Below are 17,461 nucleotides of genomic sequence, written 5' to 3' on the forward strand. Positions count from 1 at the left end.
ACACTTTAGTTCAGATTTTGTTTAATAATGGCTTGGGAGATTTACCAGTGTTAATAATTACCAAGTATTGGATTTAAAGTATTTTTTTATTGCGTGTAGCAAATTTAGCAAATATGCTCAATAAATGTCTATGGGATTATGAGTTTCCACCGAAAACTTCACGATGGAGATGAGTAAAAACATAAATTTTGAAGAAAGAATAAAGAACAAACAGTATTAATAACTAACAATTTCAACATCAGTCATGAAGATAAATCTTTCCTTGAGGACTACTCAATACATTCTGAATCAGCAACTTGAGGTTTTTGAGTACAGAAACCCGACGTTTTGCTACTTCGGTTCCAGAGTTAAGAAGATGCCAGAAAACTTGGTCACACTCATCAATAATCACTGTATCGTTGTACCAATCATTGGGATTGAACCGAGCTTGGCTTTGTTGGTGGAGAGAATCTATGCAAACTCCATAGCCAAGCAAGTCTCCTGTTTTATGCAGACCTTCTTTCAAATACTAAAATTTTTCCAACAGCCATTTTAGTTGTCCGCACGGAAGTCGATTGAGCATGATTTACAGAAGCATTTTGCTCCGCAGTTGGAGAACTACCGTTTGTGGGGTGTTCTGAATTTTCCCCATCACCATCGGGTACACGGACTAGTAGATCGCCGACCTCGCACTGTAAAATCTGACATAACTTATCAAGGGTGTCCAAAGGGATTGACTTGGCTTTACCATATTCAATTTTTTGGACATTAGCCAATGACATTTCTAGTCGCCTTGCTAGTTCGTTTTGCGAAATACCTCTTACGTTTCTAATTTCTTTAAGTTTTACTTCCACAGCCATAATTTGAATTCATAATATATAGATTAACCTACTCTGAGTAGTCTATCTATTAATAGTTTTTATTGTAAGTCGTCCGATAGATAACCATCTATCATATATCTATCTATTGAAATACCTACTAAGAGTATGTAAGATGTGAATAGCAAAAAGCGATCGCCCACAGCCTGAGAAACTCGTGCGATCGCCTTCAATCTAGACCCAATATTCAGGTCAAGACTATGATGACACAACAGCAAGTAATTGGCACAGTCCAACTTGACAAAAAAGCCAATTCTCCAATTCCAACAGTACCTTTTGCGCTAAAGTACACATTCAACTACGATCGCTTTACCAAACCCGATCTACAAACCAAGGCAAAATCCACTCTCGGAAGCTTCTTTGGTTTTGTTCGCCAGACTTTTGATGGATTGATAGAGATTGGGCGTTAGCGAAGCTCATCGCAGATATCGCTCCAGGATTTTTACTTTGACTGCCTTGCATTTTGCCCAAACGGAAAAAAAGTATTCTCTGAATGGCTTGCCTCACCAGATTTTGGTGCATCACGCTATATTGCCTCCTCAGCGATGGAAATTAGCGCTTGGTTCGAGAAATTACCCACGCGATCGCAAAAATTAATCCGTCAGAACGTCCAAAATTGGAGCGTTTCTGCACTTCGACAGCTAACCAAAGTGAGCCACGATTTGGTCAAGGAATTGGTGCAATCGGGCAAAAAGACCGCAGCCCAGGTTAAGCAGCAGCGAGGGAGTGAGAGAGCCAGAGAGGAAGGAAGTAAGCAAGCATTTCCTAGTGAGGACGCAAATCAAATCTCCTCCTCAATCCCCGAATGAGTCCCAGGAATGCGAATAGTCGTTAAGGAAGAGAATACGGGTTGGAATGGGAGCAGTGGGATAATCATGTCCAAGCGGCAAGATGACTTCTGGGTATTGCTTGACCATACGATCGCTCAGGGGATGGAAGTCAAGCACCTGCTCAAGCCACACCAAATCGAGCCAGAAACTCAGCAGTCACCCAGAAAGATAAATTCCCAGGAATTGTTTACCGCATCTGAGGTTGAGCGGAAAATTGCAGATGCGATCGCTCAATATAACCGCGAAAAAGCCGAGTTGGAACAGGGACGATTTGTAGAAATTCGGGATGCAGCATTACATGCAGCAAAACAAGAAATTCAAGCTGCTCAAGAACATGCGAATGCGATCGCACTAAAAAACCAAGATTTACTCGCACAATTAGCAGCGAAAGAAGATCAACTAAAGTCAATACGGGCATTGCAAACCAAAAACCAACAATTAGCAAAGCGAGTGGCTGAGTTAGAAAAAGCCCTTGAAAACTCTAGTGCGAAGAATTGGGGCAATACCTTTAACAATCAAGCTGCAAAGGTGGTTAACTCGGAGTTGGAGAAAACTATCGAGCCATTAATGCAGGAAGTCGATCGCCTAAACAATGTGTTGTCGCAGAAAGAGCAAGAATTGGTTCGGTTGCAAATGAGCAATTCCCAAGAATCAGATGTTGTTGTGGCTGAGTTTGGCGAGATAGGGGAAAAATTTGGTTGGAGTGGTTGGAGCAGTCGCGGGTATCGTGCTGCTAGTGGGATGTTTTGCACGGGGATAAATGCGATAGCTTGCGCTGACTTGTCAGTTCGCTCAATTTATTGCCGACCTAAAATCCTCTTCTCCCACTTACCAACAGGAAGAAATCGCATTTTAGATTTACATCAAATTAGATTTGTGTCGAATTTTGCCATTGGCTAAAAATGGCGATGGATTTGACATGGGGAAAATTCAGTTAAACAAAGAAATTGAAATGCAGTTTCATCTTGAACAACAAACTAACACCAAGAAAATTCCTCGGTGGTTTGCAAAGTTTATATTACGACAAACACAAAACAACCCAAATATTCAACAGATAGTTTTCACACTTGTCGAACCGATGACACCACAAGAATGGTGCTTGATTTGGATACCAGTTATCCATCCTGGAATCGAATTGCCCTGTGATGGAGAACGAAATCATACGGGGTACATGAAAGCTTGTCTCACGACTTTATCAACATTAACCGGGTATCATGAACGAACCGTGGAAGGATGGTTTTATGGGAAGCCTTACCATTATTCAGTAGAGATTTTACTGCGATGCTTTCATTTAATTTTCAAATTGCAGCAATATTTAAACTAATAAACCTATACGAGTATTTATTTTTCTCAATCAGAAAAGTTATCGACTCGAATATCCCTCCAAATATCAGAAATTTGCCACCCTGAGTTCCCGATAGATTGAACTATGGGAGCAGCAAGCTACATGATACCGAAAGAGCGAGAAACTAAAGCTACGCAGTTATGTATTTTTCATGCCTTAATTTATTACAAATAGGCTTTACTTCTAACCAAATCATAAGCTAAAATAACCATATAGTAATATAATTGATTCTAATTTAAGTTAATCTTCATGTCAAAGACTCTTTCTCAACAAAATTCTCCAGAAGTGCTTGCTCCCGTTGCAGAGTATTTCAAGGTACTTGCTGAAACTAGCCGCTTACAGATTTTGAGTTGTCTGAGAACGGGCGCGATGAACGTTACCGAAATGGGTGAAGCGACGGGTTTGGGACAGCCAAATCTATCAAAACATTTAAAAGTCTTGACTCAAGCAGGTTTGATATCCCGTCAACAAAAAGGAGTTAGCGTCTACTATGCTATCAGTGACCCTGTGATTTTCAGTTTATGTGAATTAGTTTGCGATCGCATTGGGGATCAAATACAAAAGCGGGCTAAAGAATTTGAACAGATCAAAGCTTTAGGAACCCTCTCAAAATAACTGTTTCCTCACCAACAAATTCAAAAAAAGTTGCTGGGGAGTTATTCCCCCCAATTAGCTAGAAGACATTTACCTTTAAATTCTCCTCCCAACGACGCGCACCAGTCTCGCAACGAATATCCCGCCAAATTTGGGTAGCAGCTAAAGCACCATCCCCCGCAGCAATTACCACCTGATTTAACCCTACCTTCAAATCACCAATGGCAAAAATTCGCGGGTGGGAAGTCTGACACATTTTATCTGTCACCAAATTACTCCCTTTCACCTCCAGGTTTATCCCTTGCAGATATGTATTGTGATAATGAGAACCCATAGAAATTAGACCAGTTTCTAACTCAATCACTGAACCATCCACCAATTCCACACCAGTCATTTGGTGATTTTGTCCCAAAAATTGCTTAATCGGTGTCTCCACCAAGGGATAACCATGTTCTCGCAACTGCTGACGCATTTCGGGACTAACTGCAAAATTTCCGTGGGTAAATACGGTAATGTAGGGTGTAAACCAGCTTAGGTTAAATACCATCTCTTCAATACTGGCTTCACTACCTGCAAAGAAACCACATTTTTTATCCGTCATTTCATAGCCATCACACACCATGCAGACATGCAAATTATACCCAGCATAGTCATAAACATTCCGCATTTCATCTAAGGGTGGCAGATTGTCAATAATACCACTAGCAGCAATCAAATATTTAGAACGAAATACTGCGTCAACACCATTTACACGCCCCACCTTAACCTTGACTGCAAAGGTTTCTCCTTCCTCTACAACTTCCTCAACATATGCATTGAGAAAATCACCATCAAGGGAAGCATAATGTTCCTTGCCTTTCTGTAATAAAACTCTACCAGGGGTGTCTGGTGGTAAACCTAGATAATTGTGTAATTCTTGCATCCAGAAAGAACGAGCTTTCCCTTTGTCAATAATTAAACTTGAAAGATTAAATCTTTGTAAGTAAATACCAGCAGATAATCCCCCAGCACCACCACCGACAATAATTACATCGTAGATTTGGTTAAGACGTTGATTAAGGTTTTTCTTGGAAAGTTCCATTAATTTTTATCCTTTGAAGTGAAAAAAAGCAGCAATTATATTAATAATTCAAAGACAAAATACGTCCTTGAGTAAAATTAAAGAAAGCTTCTTTTTCAGCCAGTTTTACCCCCTCTATTAAATCTTCTGGTTGGTGATTGGCGGCTTTTAAACACATTGGACATACGCATACCAAAATACATTTCTCAATCAGTTTAGGTAATAGGGTTGCTGATGATTCAAACTCCCTAAATTCTATTGCATTCCCATTTTTGATAGGAACTTCTATGCCTTGAATATCAAAGAAAACTAAAACATCTTTATCCTCAGACATTTTTTCCGCTAGGGTTAATGCCATCAAGACCCGATGGGGGTCTTCTACACCTCGACTAATATGGATAAATACTCCATCTTTAACTGTAGTTTCCATTACTTGAATCCCTTTTATAGATTTTGATTGCCAATTAAAGTTCTTGAACTTTGTGATGCTATTTCCATATTTTTCTTCTTGACTATTCCAGCTATATGAGGACTAACAATCGGAAAAGCCAGTTGAAACTGATAGTAATTAACAGTTTCTAACCCTACCTCTTCGAGAATCTTCCCGGTTTCGCGGTTGGGATGACAATTATCAAACAAAGTTTTCCAAACTGGTTCAATCCCATCTTGAACTCTTCTTGTCCACGTACCACATTCTCCTGCGACGTGTTCGATAAAGATAAAATTTCCTCCTGGTTTGAGGATGCGTTTAATTTCTTGGAGACTACGGTGAGGATTAGTGACAGAACAAAGTACATGGGTACTGACAACTGTATCGATACTTTCATCCTCTACTGGTAAGTCTTCTGCTGTTCCTTGATAAAGTTTAATGTTAGATAGCCCATGTTGCTGTGCCTCTTTTTCTAGGTAAGAGTGCATATATATATTCGGTTCTACACCAATCCAATGGATATTTTGGGAACAATAAGATAAGTTTGCCCCTGCACCAGATCCAATTTCTAAAACTGTATTTTGTAAATTGCCTAATAATGCTTGCTTGAGTTCTCCTAAGCTTTTATATTCAGGGCAACCTATTAGCTTAATAGCATTATCATCCGCAGTATTAGCTTTTCCCATGCCCCAAGCAAACAGACGTTTTTGGATAGTTGAAAGATTCATGATTATCCTTTCAATGTTAATTTATTTAGGCAAAGTTAAAATGCCAATTTTTAGTGATTTTTGGAAAAATTAATTTCATTTCAATCAATTTTTAATCAGTTACTTATTTACCTTTACAGGTAGGAAGTCCCAGTTCTCGCCACTCCATCATGCCTCCGGTGACATTATAAACCTTGATAAATCCAGCTTGGAGAAGTTTTTTGGCAGCAATCGGACTACGATGAGCCGTTAGACAAATTAGGGCAATAGGTTCATCTTTAGGTAATCTCTGAAACCACTGAGGTAAAATCCAATGACGTAGCCAAGAATTACCACCCATTAAAATACGAGGAAGACTAAGGTTTACAGCATTAGGAGCATGAAATATGCCATATTCAAAACTACTGCGAACATCAATTAAGCGAGGTGGATGAGATAACTGAGTAAACTCTTCTGGAGAAAGATTAATAACTTCTGGTTGTGAATCTAAAATGGATTTCATCTTTAAACTTTTTGCCTAGCTGTATAGTATATTTTTGGGAGCATCCACTTTTGGAAGAAACATAATTATTGAGTACCAGAAACCTTACTATATGGGTTGTCTAAAAAAGCCTATCCGCCAAAAGTGGATGCTCCCATATTTTTTTTGGTAATCGCTCAATACTAATTATATTGATTGGAAAAAATAGAGTAGTAGTAGAAACTTCCCCTACTACTCTACTTCTAATCCACAGACATCTTGTAATTATGAGGAAATATCATAGGGAGCAACAAAGAATTTAGCCACAGGATACAGCAGCGTACTCGCTGTAGTGGCAACTACTGCACCTGTGAGGAAGTTAAGTAATTGTCGTCTCGACATTGAAGGACTTTCTAAAGGAAAACTTTCTGACATGAATTTACACTTCCTAATGTCGGTATAGGTGTTGATTACCTTTTTGAGTATTTTAATTTGGCAACACTATTTATATATTCACTATATTACTATCTGGTAATTTGGTCAACTAATCTATAGACATATTTCTCGATCAAGATCAAAAAAGAGAAAAAATATACTAACCTGTAGCGATCGCATGACATAAATCCTTTTTATAGAAAGGTTCTAGGTCTCATATTTTATCTACTGTACATTCTTTATACTTCTGTATTAAGTAACTATGCTTTTGTTTTTATTCGTTTAGTTACTTTTAGGGGTTAACTTGAATTTAAAATATAATTGTATTACTATCTGGTTAGATAGTATTATCGCTAGTCTTTTAAAAACGTGGGAATAGAAAGTTGTTTGATAGTGACTCTTTTCCTCGATCCTGCGTCAGTTTTTAGCAATCGGAGTAATCAGCATGGTTCACATTGTCGTACTGGGTGCAGGAATAGGAGGATTACCAACAGCTTATGAATTGAGACGCTTGCTGCCGAAATGCGATCGCATCACGCTGATTTCTGATAACCCCAAATTTACCTTTATTCCCTCCCTACCTTGGGTAGCTTTCGATTTAACCCCCCTGGAAAACATTCAACTAGATATAGAAAATCTGCTTTTACGACGAGGTATTGATTGGATAGAAGGAAAAGTTACGGCACTTGATCCTGACGCACAAACCCTTAATGTTGCCGAGAAAATTGTTAATTACGATTATGTAGTGATTGCAACAGGGGCATCCTTAGCGCTGGATGCAGTACCGGGATTGGGACCAGAGCAAGGTTATACCCAATCTGTATGTAATCCCCACCACGCTTTATTGGCGCGGGAAGCATGGCGAAAGTTTCTGGAGAATCCGGGACCATTAGTAGTGGGAGCAGTGCCAGGAGCAAGCTGTTTTGGTCCTCTGTATGAGTTTGCTTTGTTGGCAGATTATGTGTTGCGACAACGGGGTTTGCGTCATCAAGTACCGATTACTTTGGTGACACCAGAACCCTATGCTGGTCATTTGGGTATTGGGGGGATGGCAAACTCAGGGGAGTTAGTAACTCAAATGCTACAGCAACGAGATATTAAGTTGATTGAGAATGCGGCAATTACTGAGATTAGTCCCCAAAATATTACCTTAGCGGATGGGTGCAGTTTACCTTTTCAATACTCAATGGTACTGCCACCTTTCCGGGGTGCGACCTTTTTGCAGTCAGCACAGGGGTTAACGGACGAGAACGGGTTAGTACCAATTTTACCGACATACCAACATCCTGACTTTCCTTCAATTTATAGCTTGGGTGTAGTGGTGCAGTTAACTTCACCAGAAAAGACACCCATACCCATTGGTGTACCGAAAACTGGGCAAATGACGGAAGCAATGGGAATGGCTGTTGCTCATAACATTGCCAGGGAATTAGGAGTGATTCAAGCTGCACCTGTGACACCTACCCTGGAAGCAATTTGTATGGCAGATTTTGGCGATACGGGTATCATTTTTATTGCTGCTCCCGTATTGCCTGACTGCGTAACTGGAAAACGACGGATTTCTGTAGCTAAATGCGGTCGTTGGGTAAATTGGGTCAAGATAGGTTTTGAGAAATTTTTCTTAATTAAGATGCGCTTGGGAATGTCCGTACCGTGGTTTGAACGTTGGGGTTTACGGGTTTTGGGTTTGTCGTTGGTGGAAGCGATTTCTGATTCGTCATTAGTTGCGGTTAGTTCAAAATTACCTTCAACTACTTATAAGAATTAAGTTTGTGATTTATGTTCATCAGTTATGTAATTTCTGGAGTATAAGACTATGTTTAAATCATTGTCTAGAATCATCCTTACAGTTCTGATTATCTCAGTATGATTGATCTGGAATCCATCTATTGCTAAAGCTGATATTGAACCGACACAATTAGCAAAAGCAGTACAAGAAATTGAATATTTAGATGCCATGCGTTCCGGTTTAGCTTCTACCTTAGAAGGTCAAAAACAAGAGCCAACCATCCAAATTTTTAAAGAAGTATGTCAACCAGTGGGAATTAGAGCTAAACAACTAAGTCAAGAAAATGGCTGGCAGGTAAAACAAATTGCTAAAAAATATCGCAATTCTGCTCATGCTCCCGATAATTTGCATTCCCAAATCGCACTGGCTAAATTTGAACAAAATCCCGAATTAATTGGCTTTTGGGAGCAATAACAAATCAATGGTAAAGATGGTATTCGCTACTATCGTCGAATTAATATTGAGGCAAGTTGTCTTGCTTGTCATGGTGCTAAAAATTCTCGTCCTCAATTTGTCAAAGATAAATATCCTCAAGACTTTGCTTTTGATTTTCATGTCGGGGATTTACGGGGAATGTATGCTGTGTTTATTCCTGATGGATTGAAGGAGGCTTTAGAAAATAGTAGAAATTTCATCAATAAGTGATGTTAGTTTTAAATAAAAAAGCAAAAAATGAGGGGCAATTTTATGTGGTGTAAAATCCGACAATCTTTCTCGTGGTTATTGTTATTGGGTGCATTGGTTTTATTAATTTTATTGAGCTTAGGAACTTTTAATCCTACACCTGCTACAGCTACAATTAGTACTATCGAGGAAGCCCCTGGTCAAATTCTTTCTCAATCTAGACATCAGCTACGAGATGATAAGGGTAATGCTTGGCAGGTAGTTTTATTCAAGCGAGTGAAAGGTGATGTTTTTCCTAGCATTAATTTACGTTTGGTAGCTTTTCCTGGTACTGCCAATTTCGCTCACCCACAGTCTTTACAAATAATCACGAAAAATGGCAATATTTTTGATGCAAAAGATGTCTTTGCGGAACAAGCACCATCTGAAAATGTTGGTGAATATAACGTTAATAATATATTGGAAAAATTGCCAAATGCAGCAGCAATCAATCTTTATTTAGTGATGAAAGATAATCAAGCTATAGAGTTCAAAATTCCTGCCGAAGTAATTTTAGAATGGCAAACAATTGCTCACAATGAGTAATATCAGTGCGAGGTTTTTGAGATTCTAGATGTTATATAGGAATCCGATTTTATTTTTGTTGGCATAGCCTGTGCTTTGCACTTACAAATTTAAGTATTGTAGGGTGTGTTAGCGCAGGTTACACCAACAAAAATCAAATATTAGTCCTATAATCTTGGATTTATTTAGCAAAAAAATGCTTGAAATCCTTATATGTCCTAGATTCCACTTTTATTCAGCAAGCCCTAATTAGAAGAGAAAACAAGATTAGACTACAATGCGTTATCATAACCTCGAAACTATAAAATTTTCCTAAAAATTAGTAAGAAATTTAACTTCTCTCCTAAACTCAATATCTGATTGAATTGCAGAGCATTCATCTCAATTGCTATCTCTAAAACCTGCCACAATAAGGAAAATTCATGCAGTTTCTTACAGACACCGTTGTATTGTCACGAATTCAGTTTGCTCTAACGGCAATTTTTCACATGCTCTGGCCCGTCCTGACGACAGGTATGGCAATCTACTTAGTCATTGTGGAAGGGCTGTGGCTAAAAACACGCAACCCCGATTACTACCGCCATGCTCGGTTTTGGTCAAAGCTTTACGTCCTCAATTTCGGCATTGGGGTCGCATCTGGTTTGCCGATGGAGTTTCAGTTTGGTACAAACTGGGCACCCTTCTCGGAAGCAGTCGGTGACTTCTTTGGTAGCATTCTCGGCTTTGAAGGGGCGATGGCATTCATGCTCGAAGCGGGATTCCTGGGTATTATGCTGTTTGGCTGGGGACGGGTGCATCCAGCCATTCACTACCTTGCCACTATCATGGTTGCCTTTGGTGCCAACCTCTCGACTTTCTGGATTTTGGTGGCTAATTCCTGGCTGCAAACTCCATCTGGTGGGGAGATGGTGAATGGCAAATTTATCGTCAGTGATTACTTTCAAGCAATCTCTAATCCCTTCATGGTGAAAAGCGTTTCACACATGTTTTTTGCCACCCTGGAAACGTCTTTATTTGTAATTGGTGGCATTAGTGCCTGGTATATTCTCAACAACCGCCATCAAGAGTTCTTTGCCCGATCGCTCAAAATCGTTTTGGCAGCTGCTGTTGCTGTCACTCCATTACAAATCTATATCGGACATCTGAGCGCCGAGCAAGTGGCTCACTATCAACCCACCAAACTGGCAGCAATGGAAGCCAAATGGGAAACCAGTCCTGCTGGACAACCTGCCGATTGGAGCTTGCTGGCACTACCTGATGAAGCTGGACAAAAAAATAAGTGGGAAATTACTATTCCCAATGGATTAGGCTACATTCTCGAATTTAAGAAGAACTTATCTGAACCCGTCCGGGGATTGAAGGAATGGGCACCGAGCGATCGCCCTCGTATGGTGGGATTGATTTACTATTCTTTCCGAATTATGAGCGGCATTGGCTTCTTTTTGGCAGGATTAATGTTGTGGAGCCTTCTGCAATGGTTGTTGGGCAACCTCTCCCCGGAGAAAATTGGTCAGCAAAAGTGGCTGCTGCGGACTTGGATTTTTGCGGCTCCTTTGGGCTATATAGCAGTTGAATCAGGTTGGATTGTCCGTTGTGTCGGACGACAACCCTGGGCAATGTATGGGCAAATTCGCACGGCTGATGCAGCCTCTCACATCCCCGCCGGAAATGTGCTGACTTCCCTTACCTTGTTTGCGGTTGTTTACTCGATTCTATTCGTCTCGACCCTATACTTTGGTAGCCGGATTATTCGCCACGGTCCCAATTTAGAGCTACCTGTACCAGGACTAGATGACCAACCCGCAATGGAGACAGAACCAGCTACATTTATTCCCGATCAACGTCCAGCAGAAGCACAACAGTAGGTTAATAATATGGACGCATTACTACATTTTCTACCTCAAGTTTGGTTTGTGATTCTGGCGTTATTTCTGTTTCTCTACGTCATGCTGGATGGGTTTGATTTGGGGGTTGGTATCCTGTCTCTCACCAGTTCAGATGAAGAACGCCGTAGTATTCTGATGACCAGTTTGGGTAATATTTGGGATGCCAATGAAACTTGGTTGGTGCTGATGGGAGGAGCTTTATTTGGGGCGTTTCCCCTCGCCTATGGCACTATCCTTAGTGCCCTATATATTCCCATTTTCATGATGATTTTTGGGTTAATTTTTCGAGCAGTGGCGTTTGAATTTCGAGAACATTCCAATCGCAAGTTTCTTTGGAACTTTGCCTTTGGGGCTGGCAGTTTTATCGCTGCACTTGGACAAGGTTTTGCCCTGGGTAGTGTAATTGAAGGGATTGCCGTGGATCAGTCGGGTCACTTTATCGGTTCCACCTGGGATTGGCTGGATTGGCGATCGCTTTTAGTTGCCTTGACTTTGATTCAGGGATATGTATTGATTGGTTCCACCTACCTGATTTTGAAAACTGAAGGGGAACTACAAAAAACCCACTTCCGCACTGCGAAACTTGCTGCTATCACCACCTTTATTGGCGCAATTTTAATTACCATTGCCACCCCAATTGTCTATGAAGCGGCGAGAACTCGGTTATTTAGCCCACCTTTGGTTTACATCTTTGCTGTGATTCCCGTGCTGGGTGTGTTGCTGGTGGGGTTGTTGTTGCGAAGTCTCAACCGAGAGGAAGAAAACACCCCATTGATTTGGACAATTTTGATTTTCTTGCTGACTTTTATTGGCTTAGGACTAATTGTCTTTCCCTACATTATCCCCAACCAAATCACCATTTATCAAGCCGCAGCTTCCCCCAGTGCTTTGGTGTTTATGCTCACTTTTATTGGGGTTCTGATTCCGATTATGTTGTTCTACAACATCTATAACTATGTGGTGTTTCGTGGCAAAGTGGTCAGTGATGCTTATGGAGAGTGATTTTCTTGCATACCTAAAATAATGCGGAAAAAAGATAGCCCCGTCTTTTTAAAGCGGGGTGGTATTTTGACACCAAGAGGTTTGATCGATTATGTGGAATGAGCGATATAGCCAAACAGAATATGCCTTTGGCAAAAATCCTAACGACTTTCTAGTAGAAGTTATTCAACAGATTCCCAAGGGTATTGTACTTTGTTTAGCCGAAGGGGAAGGCAGAAATGCCGTTTATTTAGCACAGCAGGGATGTCAGGTGACTGCTGTCGATGCCTCTCCTGTTGGCTTAGAGAAAGCCCATAAATTGGCAGCAGAGCGTTCTGTAAAGATAGAAACCATCGTCACAGATTTGGCTGATTTTACAATTCAACCGAATTCCTGGGATGCGATCGTTTCTATTTTCTGTCACTTACCACCGAACCTGCGTGCTAATATCCATCGACAAGTGGTTTCTGGATTGCGATCTGGTGGTGTGTTTGTACTGGAAGCGTATACACCTCGTCAACTAGAATTCAAAACGGGAGGTCCGCCCAATGCCGATTTAATGATGGAACTGACAACGCTCCGGCAAGAATTGGATGGGTTAGAGTTTAAACAGACCGCAGAAGTTGAGCGAGAAATTCAGGAAGGACTGTTTCATCAGGGACATAGTGCTATCGTACAATTACTGGCTATGAAACCATAATTAGCGCAGTGGAGACGATGGGAGGATGAGAAAATAATGAAATTACGAAACATCTCATCCTGCCCTTCTTGCTTTAGCGATTTATTTCAAGAACAAGAACGAAGATGCAGAATCGAAGAATTACTGACGCACTACTGATACCCATTTTCATCAGTCAGGGTTTCAAGCATGATTGAGAAATTAAGCGATCGCGTAATCGGCTCACTTAATAATAGTTAAACGGCATAAAGGAAACATCAAGGAGCGAGATGATGAAAAAACAATGGTATGAATCTCTTTTTGAAAATTACGGATTGAAATATGATAATGAAAATTTCACACAGGGTACTGTTGGTGAATGCGATTTCATTGAAAGGGAGATAAATTTTGATAAGTCATTAAAAATATTAGACGTTGGATGCGGAACTGGCAGACATACAATTGAATTATCAAATAGGGGATATAACGTTACTGGGATTGACCTATCAGAAGCTCAACTTGCTAGAGCGAAGCAAAAAGCAGAAAGTTATAATTTAAAGATTGATTTTCAAAAACAAGATGCAAGAAATCTTTCATTTAACAATGAATTTGATGTTGCAATCATGCTTTGTGAAGGTGGATTTTCATTGATGGAAACAGATGAAATGAATTATGAAATACTCAATTGTGTGACAAAATCTCTCAAAGAGAATGGTAAATTGATATTTACAACTTTAAATGGATTATTCCCACTGTTTCATTCTGTTGAAAAGTTTTACGCTGCAAACACAAAAGAAGGCAATTCCGCATGTCGAAGTAATAGATTTGATTTAATGACATTTCGAGACTATAATGTTACGGAATTTGAAGACGATTCTGGAAATAAAAAGACCCTTGAATGTAATGAAAGATATTACGTTCCCAGTGAAATTAATTGGTTGTTAAAGTCCCTCGGATATAAAGAAATTAATATATTTGCAGCAAAGCTTGGAGCATTTTCTAGAAATGACAAGTTGACAACCGAAGATTTTGAAATGCTGGTTATTGCTGAAAAATGATTATGAAACAAAAGTGCGATAAGCAAAGCTTAATGCCAAAGGCATATCGCACTCCCTACAAAAAACACACGAACCATATTCGTTTTTTACAATATTGTAGTTTGAAGGATGGGGAAAATTGTTGGCGATCGCACAATCTAATCTGTCTTAGTTAACAATAGTAGTATGGATATTCTGCAAATCTGTCATCGTTACTGAGCTAAAATCGAGACAGTTTCATTATTTTTTAATATGTCTCTGAGCGAAATTTTACCAACGGTTAGTCAACTTTCTCATCAAGATAAACTTCGGTTAATCCATTTTCTGCTTTTAGAAGTTGCAAAGGAAGAAGGATGTAGCTTAGAACCTGTTGCAGATACTCAAACACAGAGTACGCTTCTAAATCAATTATCATCAACAGAAGCCGTTGTTTGGTCTCCTCAAACCGATAATCAGGCAGTTCAAGCCTTGTCTGATATGCTACTGACAGCACAAGAGGCAAATAATGCTTGATGGTCAACGTTTTCAATTTACACAACGAACTGATAACCTTGGACGATCAAGTACAATGCCATATTTGCCTTTAACCCTTACGAGTGGAAGCTATTCTGTAGAAGTAATGGCATTATTGGATACAGGTGCAAGTGTCAATGTACTACCTTACGAAATTGGTATGCAGCTGGGAGCAATATGGGAAAATCAGACAGTTTCTATTCCATTAAGTGGTAATTTAGCTCATCACGAGGCTAAAGGTTTGATTGTATCTGGTACAGTTGCTTCATTTTCTCCTGTTTTACTTGCATTTGCTTGGACTCAAGCGCAAGATGTACCTGTTATTTTGGGACACATGAACTTTTTTGCGGAGTTTAATGTGTGTTTCTATCGACACGAGTTAGCTTTTGAGGTTTGTCCAAGGGAAAAATGAATTTTAGGCGATCGCACTAAATCCTCACTAAAGCATCCCGCACAGTAACCAGTAAAGGCGATCGCATCAAACACTCACCAAAGCATCCCGCACAGTAACCAGTCAGAGCGATCGCACTAAATCTTCACTAAAGGCGATCGCACACAGTACCTGGCAAGAGTGATTGTACGAAATTCAGTGAATATGCGTAATGATTCTGTATAAAGCTTGCATATAATAAATAGTCGTACTGCCTAATCTAACAAATTTTAGAGAAGAGAGCAAAATATGGAAGTGACAATAGCTTTTGTTGCCGTTTTGCTTGATATAATTGAGTATGCACTTAAAAATCTTGCAGATGACAAAAACCTACAAAAGAAATTAGTAGGTACAACTCAAGAGATTGCTGATTGGTTGCAAGTCACACTTGGGAAAGTTAGTAAGCCAGATATACAAGAATCGATACAGTTAGCGTTAAAAACATCTATAGTACGTGATGAGGAGACAATTTGCCAGATCATGGCAGCAATTGCTACTTTATATGCAACTGAAGATATCAATCGAGGTGCGATTGTTGGCGGTACATTATTAAAAAAATTTGGCAAGGATACCTTTCCTCATATTGACGAAAGAGAGATCAGATTTGCTAAAGAAATAAACCCGATCATTTTTAACCATTTACTCGCATCGATGCGTGAGTCTTTTCAAGAAAAAATGAAAGAGTTTGATTTCCAAAAATATGCCGATTTTTCAGATATAAATTCTTTCAGCAGTTCTTCTTGGTTCCTAACTTCTTTGACATCTGTTCATACAAATCCCTTATATATTCTTGCCAATTATGGTTATGAAGTATTTAAAATGATACGCGATTATTTTCGATTTTAGATAAGGTTGCCGATAACTGGTAACTACTCAACAGCCTAGGTTACCTCTAGCGCGATCGCACTCCCAACAAAACTCCCACACCACCCAAACCATCAAATCCCCAACTTCCTCAAAATCCCCTTCGTGGAAACAATATGCTTATCCATCCCCAATTTCCCTGGCTTAATCCCCAACGCTAACCCGATTAACTCCGTAATATAAATCACAGGCAAATTATAACTAACACCGTACTTCCTCTCAATATCCGGCTGTCTCAACTCCAAATTAGTAGAACACAAGGGACAAGCAAGGACAATACAATCTGCACCCAAAGATTTAGCCTCATCCAATAGTCGCTTCGTCAATTCAAAAGCCACATCTTCCTTGGGTACTAAAATCGGTCCACCACAGCATTTTGTTTTGGAACGAAAATCTAGCACTTCTGCACCACAAGCTTCAGCTAATCTATCCATCGACATCGGGAACACTGGAGAATCCCATCCGGTTATATCTGCTAGTCTAGTTAACAGACAACCATAATAACAAGCAACTTTCAAACCTGTGAGGGGCTTTTTAACTTGATTAGCAATATCCAGGTCATTCGCTAAGACATCCACCACATTTCTGACTTTAATATTATTACCAGAAATAGACATACCCATATCTGCAAGAATAGTGGTAATTTTCTGCCGTTCTTGCTGATTTTCTAATGCTTTCGCTGCTTTAGCTGACTTATTGTAACAACCAGAACAAGCTGCTAATAAATCCGTATTTTGATTTTGCGCCAAAACCACATTCCTCGCTGCTAAAGCCATCCCCACATCATGGGAAACACCCCCAGCGACAGAACCCCCACAACAAGACCAATCTTGCAGTTCTTCTAGTTCAATTCCCAGCTCTCGCATCACCACTTTTGTTGATAAATCGAACTCCTTCGCAGTGGTATGCAAACTACATCCCGGATAGTAAGAATATTTCATGGTTGGTTTACCTTTGCTAATGCTTGACTAAATTTCTGGGGTTCTTTAACTTGGGCTGGTAATGGCGATAATTTACCTCTTAGAGCTAATTTTGCACCTAATTTTGCCTGTTTGAGCATTGCAGAAATCCCGCCATATTTGTGCATTAATTCCGGTTCAAACAAAATACCCCGTTTCTCAATTAACTCCACAAATATCTGATTAAACCTGGTAGAGTCATTGTTGATACCTTGTTGAATTGCGATCGCCTTTACCGCTTCGATCACATCAGCAGGTCGAACCCCACGGGGACAGCGAGAAGTACAGATTTGGCAGGAAGTACATAACCACAGCGCTTGACTTTGCAGTACCTTTTTCCATTCCCCCCGTTGCACCATCAATACCAGATTCCGAGGTAAAATATCCATCAAATCGGCATTCGTACAACCACCGCTACAAGTGCCACATTGCATACAA

General features: G+C 39.9%; 22 protein-coding genes and 3 pseudogenes. 16 read left to right on the forward strand and 9 right to left on the reverse strand.

Annotated features, from left to right (window positions below):
* Positions 1-247: 247 nt before the first annotated feature.
* Both CK510_RS11100 and CK510_RS33380 read right to left on the reverse strand, forming a co-directional pair.
* Positions 248-484, reverse strand: a pseudogene (locus CK510_RS11100) (hypothetical protein); the annotation flags it as partial.
* A gap of 1 nt (position 485) precedes the next feature.
* The gene (locus CK510_RS33380; RefSeq protein ID WP_245912052.1) at positions 486-839 is read right to left on the reverse strand and encodes a helix-turn-helix domain-containing protein; all 354 of its coding nucleotides are present in this window, start codon (positions 837-839) and stop codon (positions 486-488) included.
* 218 nt (positions 840-1,057) lie between these two features.
* Between CK510_RS33380 and CK510_RS32705 the strand changes: the two genes are divergently transcribed.
* The 5 genes from CK510_RS32705 to CK510_RS11120 all read left to right on the forward strand — a co-directional run bounded on the left by CK510_RS32705 (position 1,058) and on the right by CK510_RS11120 (position 3,647).
* Positions 1,058-1,267, forward strand: coding sequence for a hypothetical protein (locus CK510_RS32705; RefSeq protein ID WP_211293163.1), 210 nt, complete (start codon positions 1,058-1,060; stop codon positions 1,265-1,267).
* A gap of 135 nt (positions 1,268-1,402) precedes the next feature.
* Positions 1,403-1,666 carry a hypothetical protein gene (locus CK510_RS32710; RefSeq protein ID WP_211293164.1) on the forward strand — a complete coding sequence of 88 codons (264 nt, stop codon included), beginning with the start codon at positions 1,403-1,405 and terminating at the stop codon, positions 1,664-1,666.
* A 9-nt stretch (positions 1,667-1,675) separates the two neighbouring features.
* Complete coding sequence (locus CK510_RS32715; RefSeq protein WP_211293165.1) at positions 1,676-2,587, forward strand: hypothetical protein; 912 nt, start codon at positions 1,676-1,678, stop codon at positions 2,585-2,587.
* Between the two features lie 52 nt (positions 2,588-2,639).
* Positions 2,640-3,011 carry a hypothetical protein gene (locus CK510_RS11115; RefSeq protein WP_373695796.1) on the forward strand — a complete coding sequence of 124 codons (372 nt, stop codon included), beginning with the start codon at positions 2,640-2,642 and terminating at the stop codon, positions 3,009-3,011.
* A gap of 270 nt (positions 3,012-3,281) precedes the next feature.
* The gene (locus tag CK510_RS11120; protein ID WP_095721768.1) at positions 3,282-3,647 is read left to right on the forward strand and encodes an ArsR/SmtB family transcription factor; all 366 of its coding nucleotides are present in this window, start codon (positions 3,282-3,284) and stop codon (positions 3,645-3,647) included.
* A gap of 58 nt (positions 3,648-3,705) precedes the next feature.
* Here CK510_RS11120 and CK510_RS11125 read toward each other — a convergent pair whose 3' ends face one another.
* From CK510_RS11125 to CK510_RS11145, 5 genes and pseudogenes are all read right to left on the reverse strand, one after another.
* Positions 3,706-4,707, reverse strand: a complete 1,002-nt coding sequence (locus CK510_RS11125) for an NAD(P)/FAD-dependent oxidoreductase (protein ID WP_095721769.1) — start codon at positions 4,705-4,707, stop codon at positions 3,706-3,708.
* A gap of 40 nt (positions 4,708-4,747) precedes the next feature.
* Positions 4,748-5,116: a DsrE family protein gene (locus CK510_RS11130; protein WP_095721770.1), complete on the reverse strand. Its 369-nt coding sequence runs from the start codon at positions 5,114-5,116 to the stop codon at positions 4,748-4,750.
* Positions 5,117-5,130: 14 nt separating this feature from the next.
* Entirely contained in the window at positions 5,131-5,844 is a 714-nt protein-coding gene (locus CK510_RS11135; RefSeq protein WP_095721771.1) for a class I SAM-dependent methyltransferase, read from the reverse strand.
* Positions 5,845-5,947: 103 nt separating this feature from the next.
* Positions 5,948-6,325, reverse strand: coding sequence for a rhodanese-like domain-containing protein (locus CK510_RS11140; protein WP_095721772.1), 378 nt, complete (start codon positions 6,323-6,325; stop codon positions 5,948-5,950).
* 261 nt (positions 6,326-6,586) lie between these two features.
* Positions 6,587-6,718, reverse strand: a pseudogene (locus tag CK510_RS11145) (cytochrome b6-f complex iron-sulfur subunit); the annotation flags it as partial.
* 445 nt (positions 6,719-7,163) lie between these two features.
* Between CK510_RS11145 and CK510_RS11150 the strand changes: the two are divergent.
* The 11 genes and pseudogenes from CK510_RS11150 (at position 7,164) to CK510_RS11195 (ending at position 16,046) form a co-directional block, all read left to right on the forward strand.
* Positions 7,164-8,486: an NAD(P)/FAD-dependent oxidoreductase gene (locus tag CK510_RS11150; RefSeq protein WP_095721773.1), complete on the forward strand. Its 1,323-nt coding sequence runs from the start codon at positions 7,164-7,166 to the stop codon at positions 8,484-8,486.
* A 102-nt stretch (positions 8,487-8,588) separates the two neighbouring features.
* Positions 8,589-9,152, forward strand: a pseudogene (locus CK510_RS33385) (Tll0287-like domain-containing protein).
* 42 nt (positions 9,153-9,194) lie between these two features.
* Entirely contained in the window at positions 9,195-9,716 is a 522-nt protein-coding gene (locus tag CK510_RS11160) for a DUF3122 domain-containing protein (RefSeq protein ID WP_095721774.1), read from the forward strand.
* Between the two features lie 401 nt (positions 9,717-10,117).
* Positions 10,118-11,560, forward strand: a complete 1,443-nt coding sequence (locus CK510_RS11165) for a cytochrome ubiquinol oxidase subunit I (RefSeq protein ID WP_095721775.1) — start codon at positions 10,118-10,120, stop codon at positions 11,558-11,560.
* Positions 11,561-11,569: 9 nt separating this feature from the next.
* Positions 11,570-12,583: a cytochrome d ubiquinol oxidase subunit II gene (gene cydB, locus CK510_RS11170; protein ID WP_095721776.1), complete on the forward strand. Its 1,014-nt coding sequence runs from the start codon at positions 11,570-11,572 to the stop codon at positions 12,581-12,583.
* Between the two features lie 91 nt (positions 12,584-12,674).
* Complete coding sequence (locus tag CK510_RS11175) at positions 12,675-13,262, forward strand: class I SAM-dependent methyltransferase (RefSeq protein ID WP_095721777.1); 588 nt, start codon at positions 12,675-12,677, stop codon at positions 13,260-13,262.
* Positions 13,263-13,510: 248 nt separating this feature from the next.
* Positions 13,511-14,278, forward strand: a complete 768-nt coding sequence (locus tag CK510_RS11180; RefSeq protein WP_245912057.1) for a class I SAM-dependent methyltransferase — start codon at positions 13,511-13,513, stop codon at positions 14,276-14,278.
* A 2-nt stretch (positions 14,279-14,280) separates the two neighbouring features.
* Positions 14,281-14,433, forward strand: a complete 153-nt coding sequence (locus CK510_RS31675) for a hypothetical protein (RefSeq protein WP_158224882.1) — start codon at positions 14,281-14,283, stop codon at positions 14,431-14,433.
* A gap of 76 nt (positions 14,434-14,509) precedes the next feature.
* On the forward strand, positions 14,510-14,770 hold the full coding sequence (locus CK510_RS11185) for a hypothetical protein (RefSeq protein ID WP_095721779.1): 261 nt from the start codon (positions 14,510-14,512) through the stop codon (positions 14,768-14,770).
* Positions 14,763-15,182, forward strand: coding sequence for a pepsin/retropepsin-like aspartic protease family protein (locus CK510_RS11190; protein WP_095721780.1), 420 nt, complete (start codon positions 14,763-14,765; stop codon positions 15,180-15,182). The genes CK510_RS11185 and CK510_RS11190 overlap by 8 nt, the downstream gene beginning before the upstream one ends.
* Positions 15,183-15,449: 267 nt before the next feature.
* Entirely contained in the window at positions 15,450-16,046 is a 597-nt protein-coding gene (locus CK510_RS11195; protein WP_095721781.1) for a hypothetical protein, read from the forward strand.
* A 92-nt stretch (positions 16,047-16,138) separates the two neighbouring features.
* Here the strand turns inward: CK510_RS11195 and CK510_RS11200 are convergent, their stop codons facing one another.
* Positions 16,139-17,005: a CoB--CoM heterodisulfide reductase iron-sulfur subunit B family protein gene (locus CK510_RS11200; RefSeq protein ID WP_095721782.1), complete on the reverse strand. Its 867-nt coding sequence runs from the start codon at positions 17,003-17,005 to the stop codon at positions 16,139-16,141.
* A partial coding sequence (locus CK510_RS11205; protein WP_095721783.1) for a 4Fe-4S dicluster domain-containing protein occupies positions 17,002-17,461 on the reverse strand: 460 nt, incomplete at its 5' end. The genes CK510_RS11200 and CK510_RS11205, both read right to left, overlap by 4 nt.

Origin of the sequence: Brunnivagina elsteri CCALA 953, assembly GCF_002289455.1 — a bacterium.
GTDB classification, from domain to species: Bacteria; Cyanobacteriota; Cyanobacteriia; order Cyanobacteriales; family Nostocaceae; genus Brunnivagina; species Brunnivagina elsteri.

Bases quoted from the DNA above. Each gene is read 5' to 3' on its own strand.
- CK510_RS11190 (WP_095721780.1), top strand. From the start codon at position 14,763: ATGCTTGATGGTCAACGTTTTCAATTTACACAACGAACTGATAACCTT.
- CK510_RS11135 (WP_095721771.1), bottom strand. From the start codon at position 5,844: ATGAATCTTTCAACTATCCAAAAACGTCTGTTTGCTTGGGGCATGGGA.
- CK510_RS11130 (WP_095721770.1), bottom strand. From the start codon at position 5,116: ATGGAAACTACAGTTAAAGATGGAGTATTTATCCATATTAGTCGAGGT.
- CK510_RS11160 (WP_095721774.1), top strand. From the start codon at position 9,195: ATGTGGTGTAAAATCCGACAATCTTTCTCGTGGTTATTGTTATTGGGT.
- CK510_RS32705 (WP_211293163.1), top strand. From the start codon at position 1,058: ATGATGACACAACAGCAAGTAATTGGCACAGTCCAACTTGACAAAAAA.
- CK510_RS11175 (WP_095721777.1), top strand. From the start codon at position 12,675: ATGTGGAATGAGCGATATAGCCAAACAGAATATGCCTTTGGCAAAAAT.
- CK510_RS11200 (WP_095721782.1), bottom strand. From the start codon at position 17,005: ATGAAATATTCTTACTATCCGGGATGTAGTTTGCATACCACTGCGAAG.
- CK510_RS32715 (WP_211293165.1), top strand. From the start codon at position 1,676: ATGCGAATAGTCGTTAAGGAAGAGAATACGGGTTGGAATGGGAGCAGT.
- CK510_RS11165 (WP_095721775.1), top strand. From the start codon at position 10,118: ATGCAGTTTCTTACAGACACCGTTGTATTGTCACGAATTCAGTTTGCT.
- CK510_RS11150 (WP_095721773.1), top strand. From the start codon at position 7,164: ATGGTTCACATTGTCGTACTGGGTGCAGGAATAGGAGGATTACCAACA.
- CK510_RS11125 (WP_095721769.1), bottom strand. From the start codon at position 4,707: ATGGAACTTTCCAAGAAAAACCTTAATCAACGTCTTAACCAAATCTAC.
- cydB (WP_095721776.1), top strand. From the start codon at position 11,570: ATGGACGCATTACTACATTTTCTACCTCAAGTTTGGTTTGTGATTCTG.
- CK510_RS11120 (WP_095721768.1), top strand. From the start codon at position 3,282: ATGTCAAAGACTCTTTCTCAACAAAATTCTCCAGAAGTGCTTGCTCCC.
- CK510_RS32710 (WP_211293164.1), top strand. From the start codon at position 1,403: ATGGAAATTAGCGCTTGGTTCGAGAAATTACCCACGCGATCGCAAAAA.
- CK510_RS31675 (WP_158224882.1), top strand. From the start codon at position 14,281: ATGAAACAAAAGTGCGATAAGCAAAGCTTAATGCCAAAGGCATATCGC.
- CK510_RS33380 (WP_245912052.1), bottom strand. From the start codon at position 839: ATGGCTGTGGAAGTAAAACTTAAAGAAATTAGAAACGTAAGAGGTATT.
- CK510_RS11115 (WP_373695796.1), top strand. From the start codon at position 2,640: ATGCAGTTTCATCTTGAACAACAAACTAACACCAAGAAAATTCCTCGG.
- CK510_RS11140 (WP_095721772.1), bottom strand. From the start codon at position 6,325: ATGAAATCCATTTTAGATTCACAACCAGAAGTTATTAATCTTTCTCCA.
- CK510_RS11195 (WP_095721781.1), top strand. From the start codon at position 15,450: ATGGAAGTGACAATAGCTTTTGTTGCCGTTTTGCTTGATATAATTGAG.
- CK510_RS11180 (WP_245912057.1), top strand. From the start codon at position 13,511: ATGATGAAAAAACAATGGTATGAATCTCTTTTTGAAAATTACGGATTG.
- CK510_RS11185 (WP_095721779.1), top strand. From the start codon at position 14,510: ATGTCTCTGAGCGAAATTTTACCAACGGTTAGTCAACTTTCTCATCAA.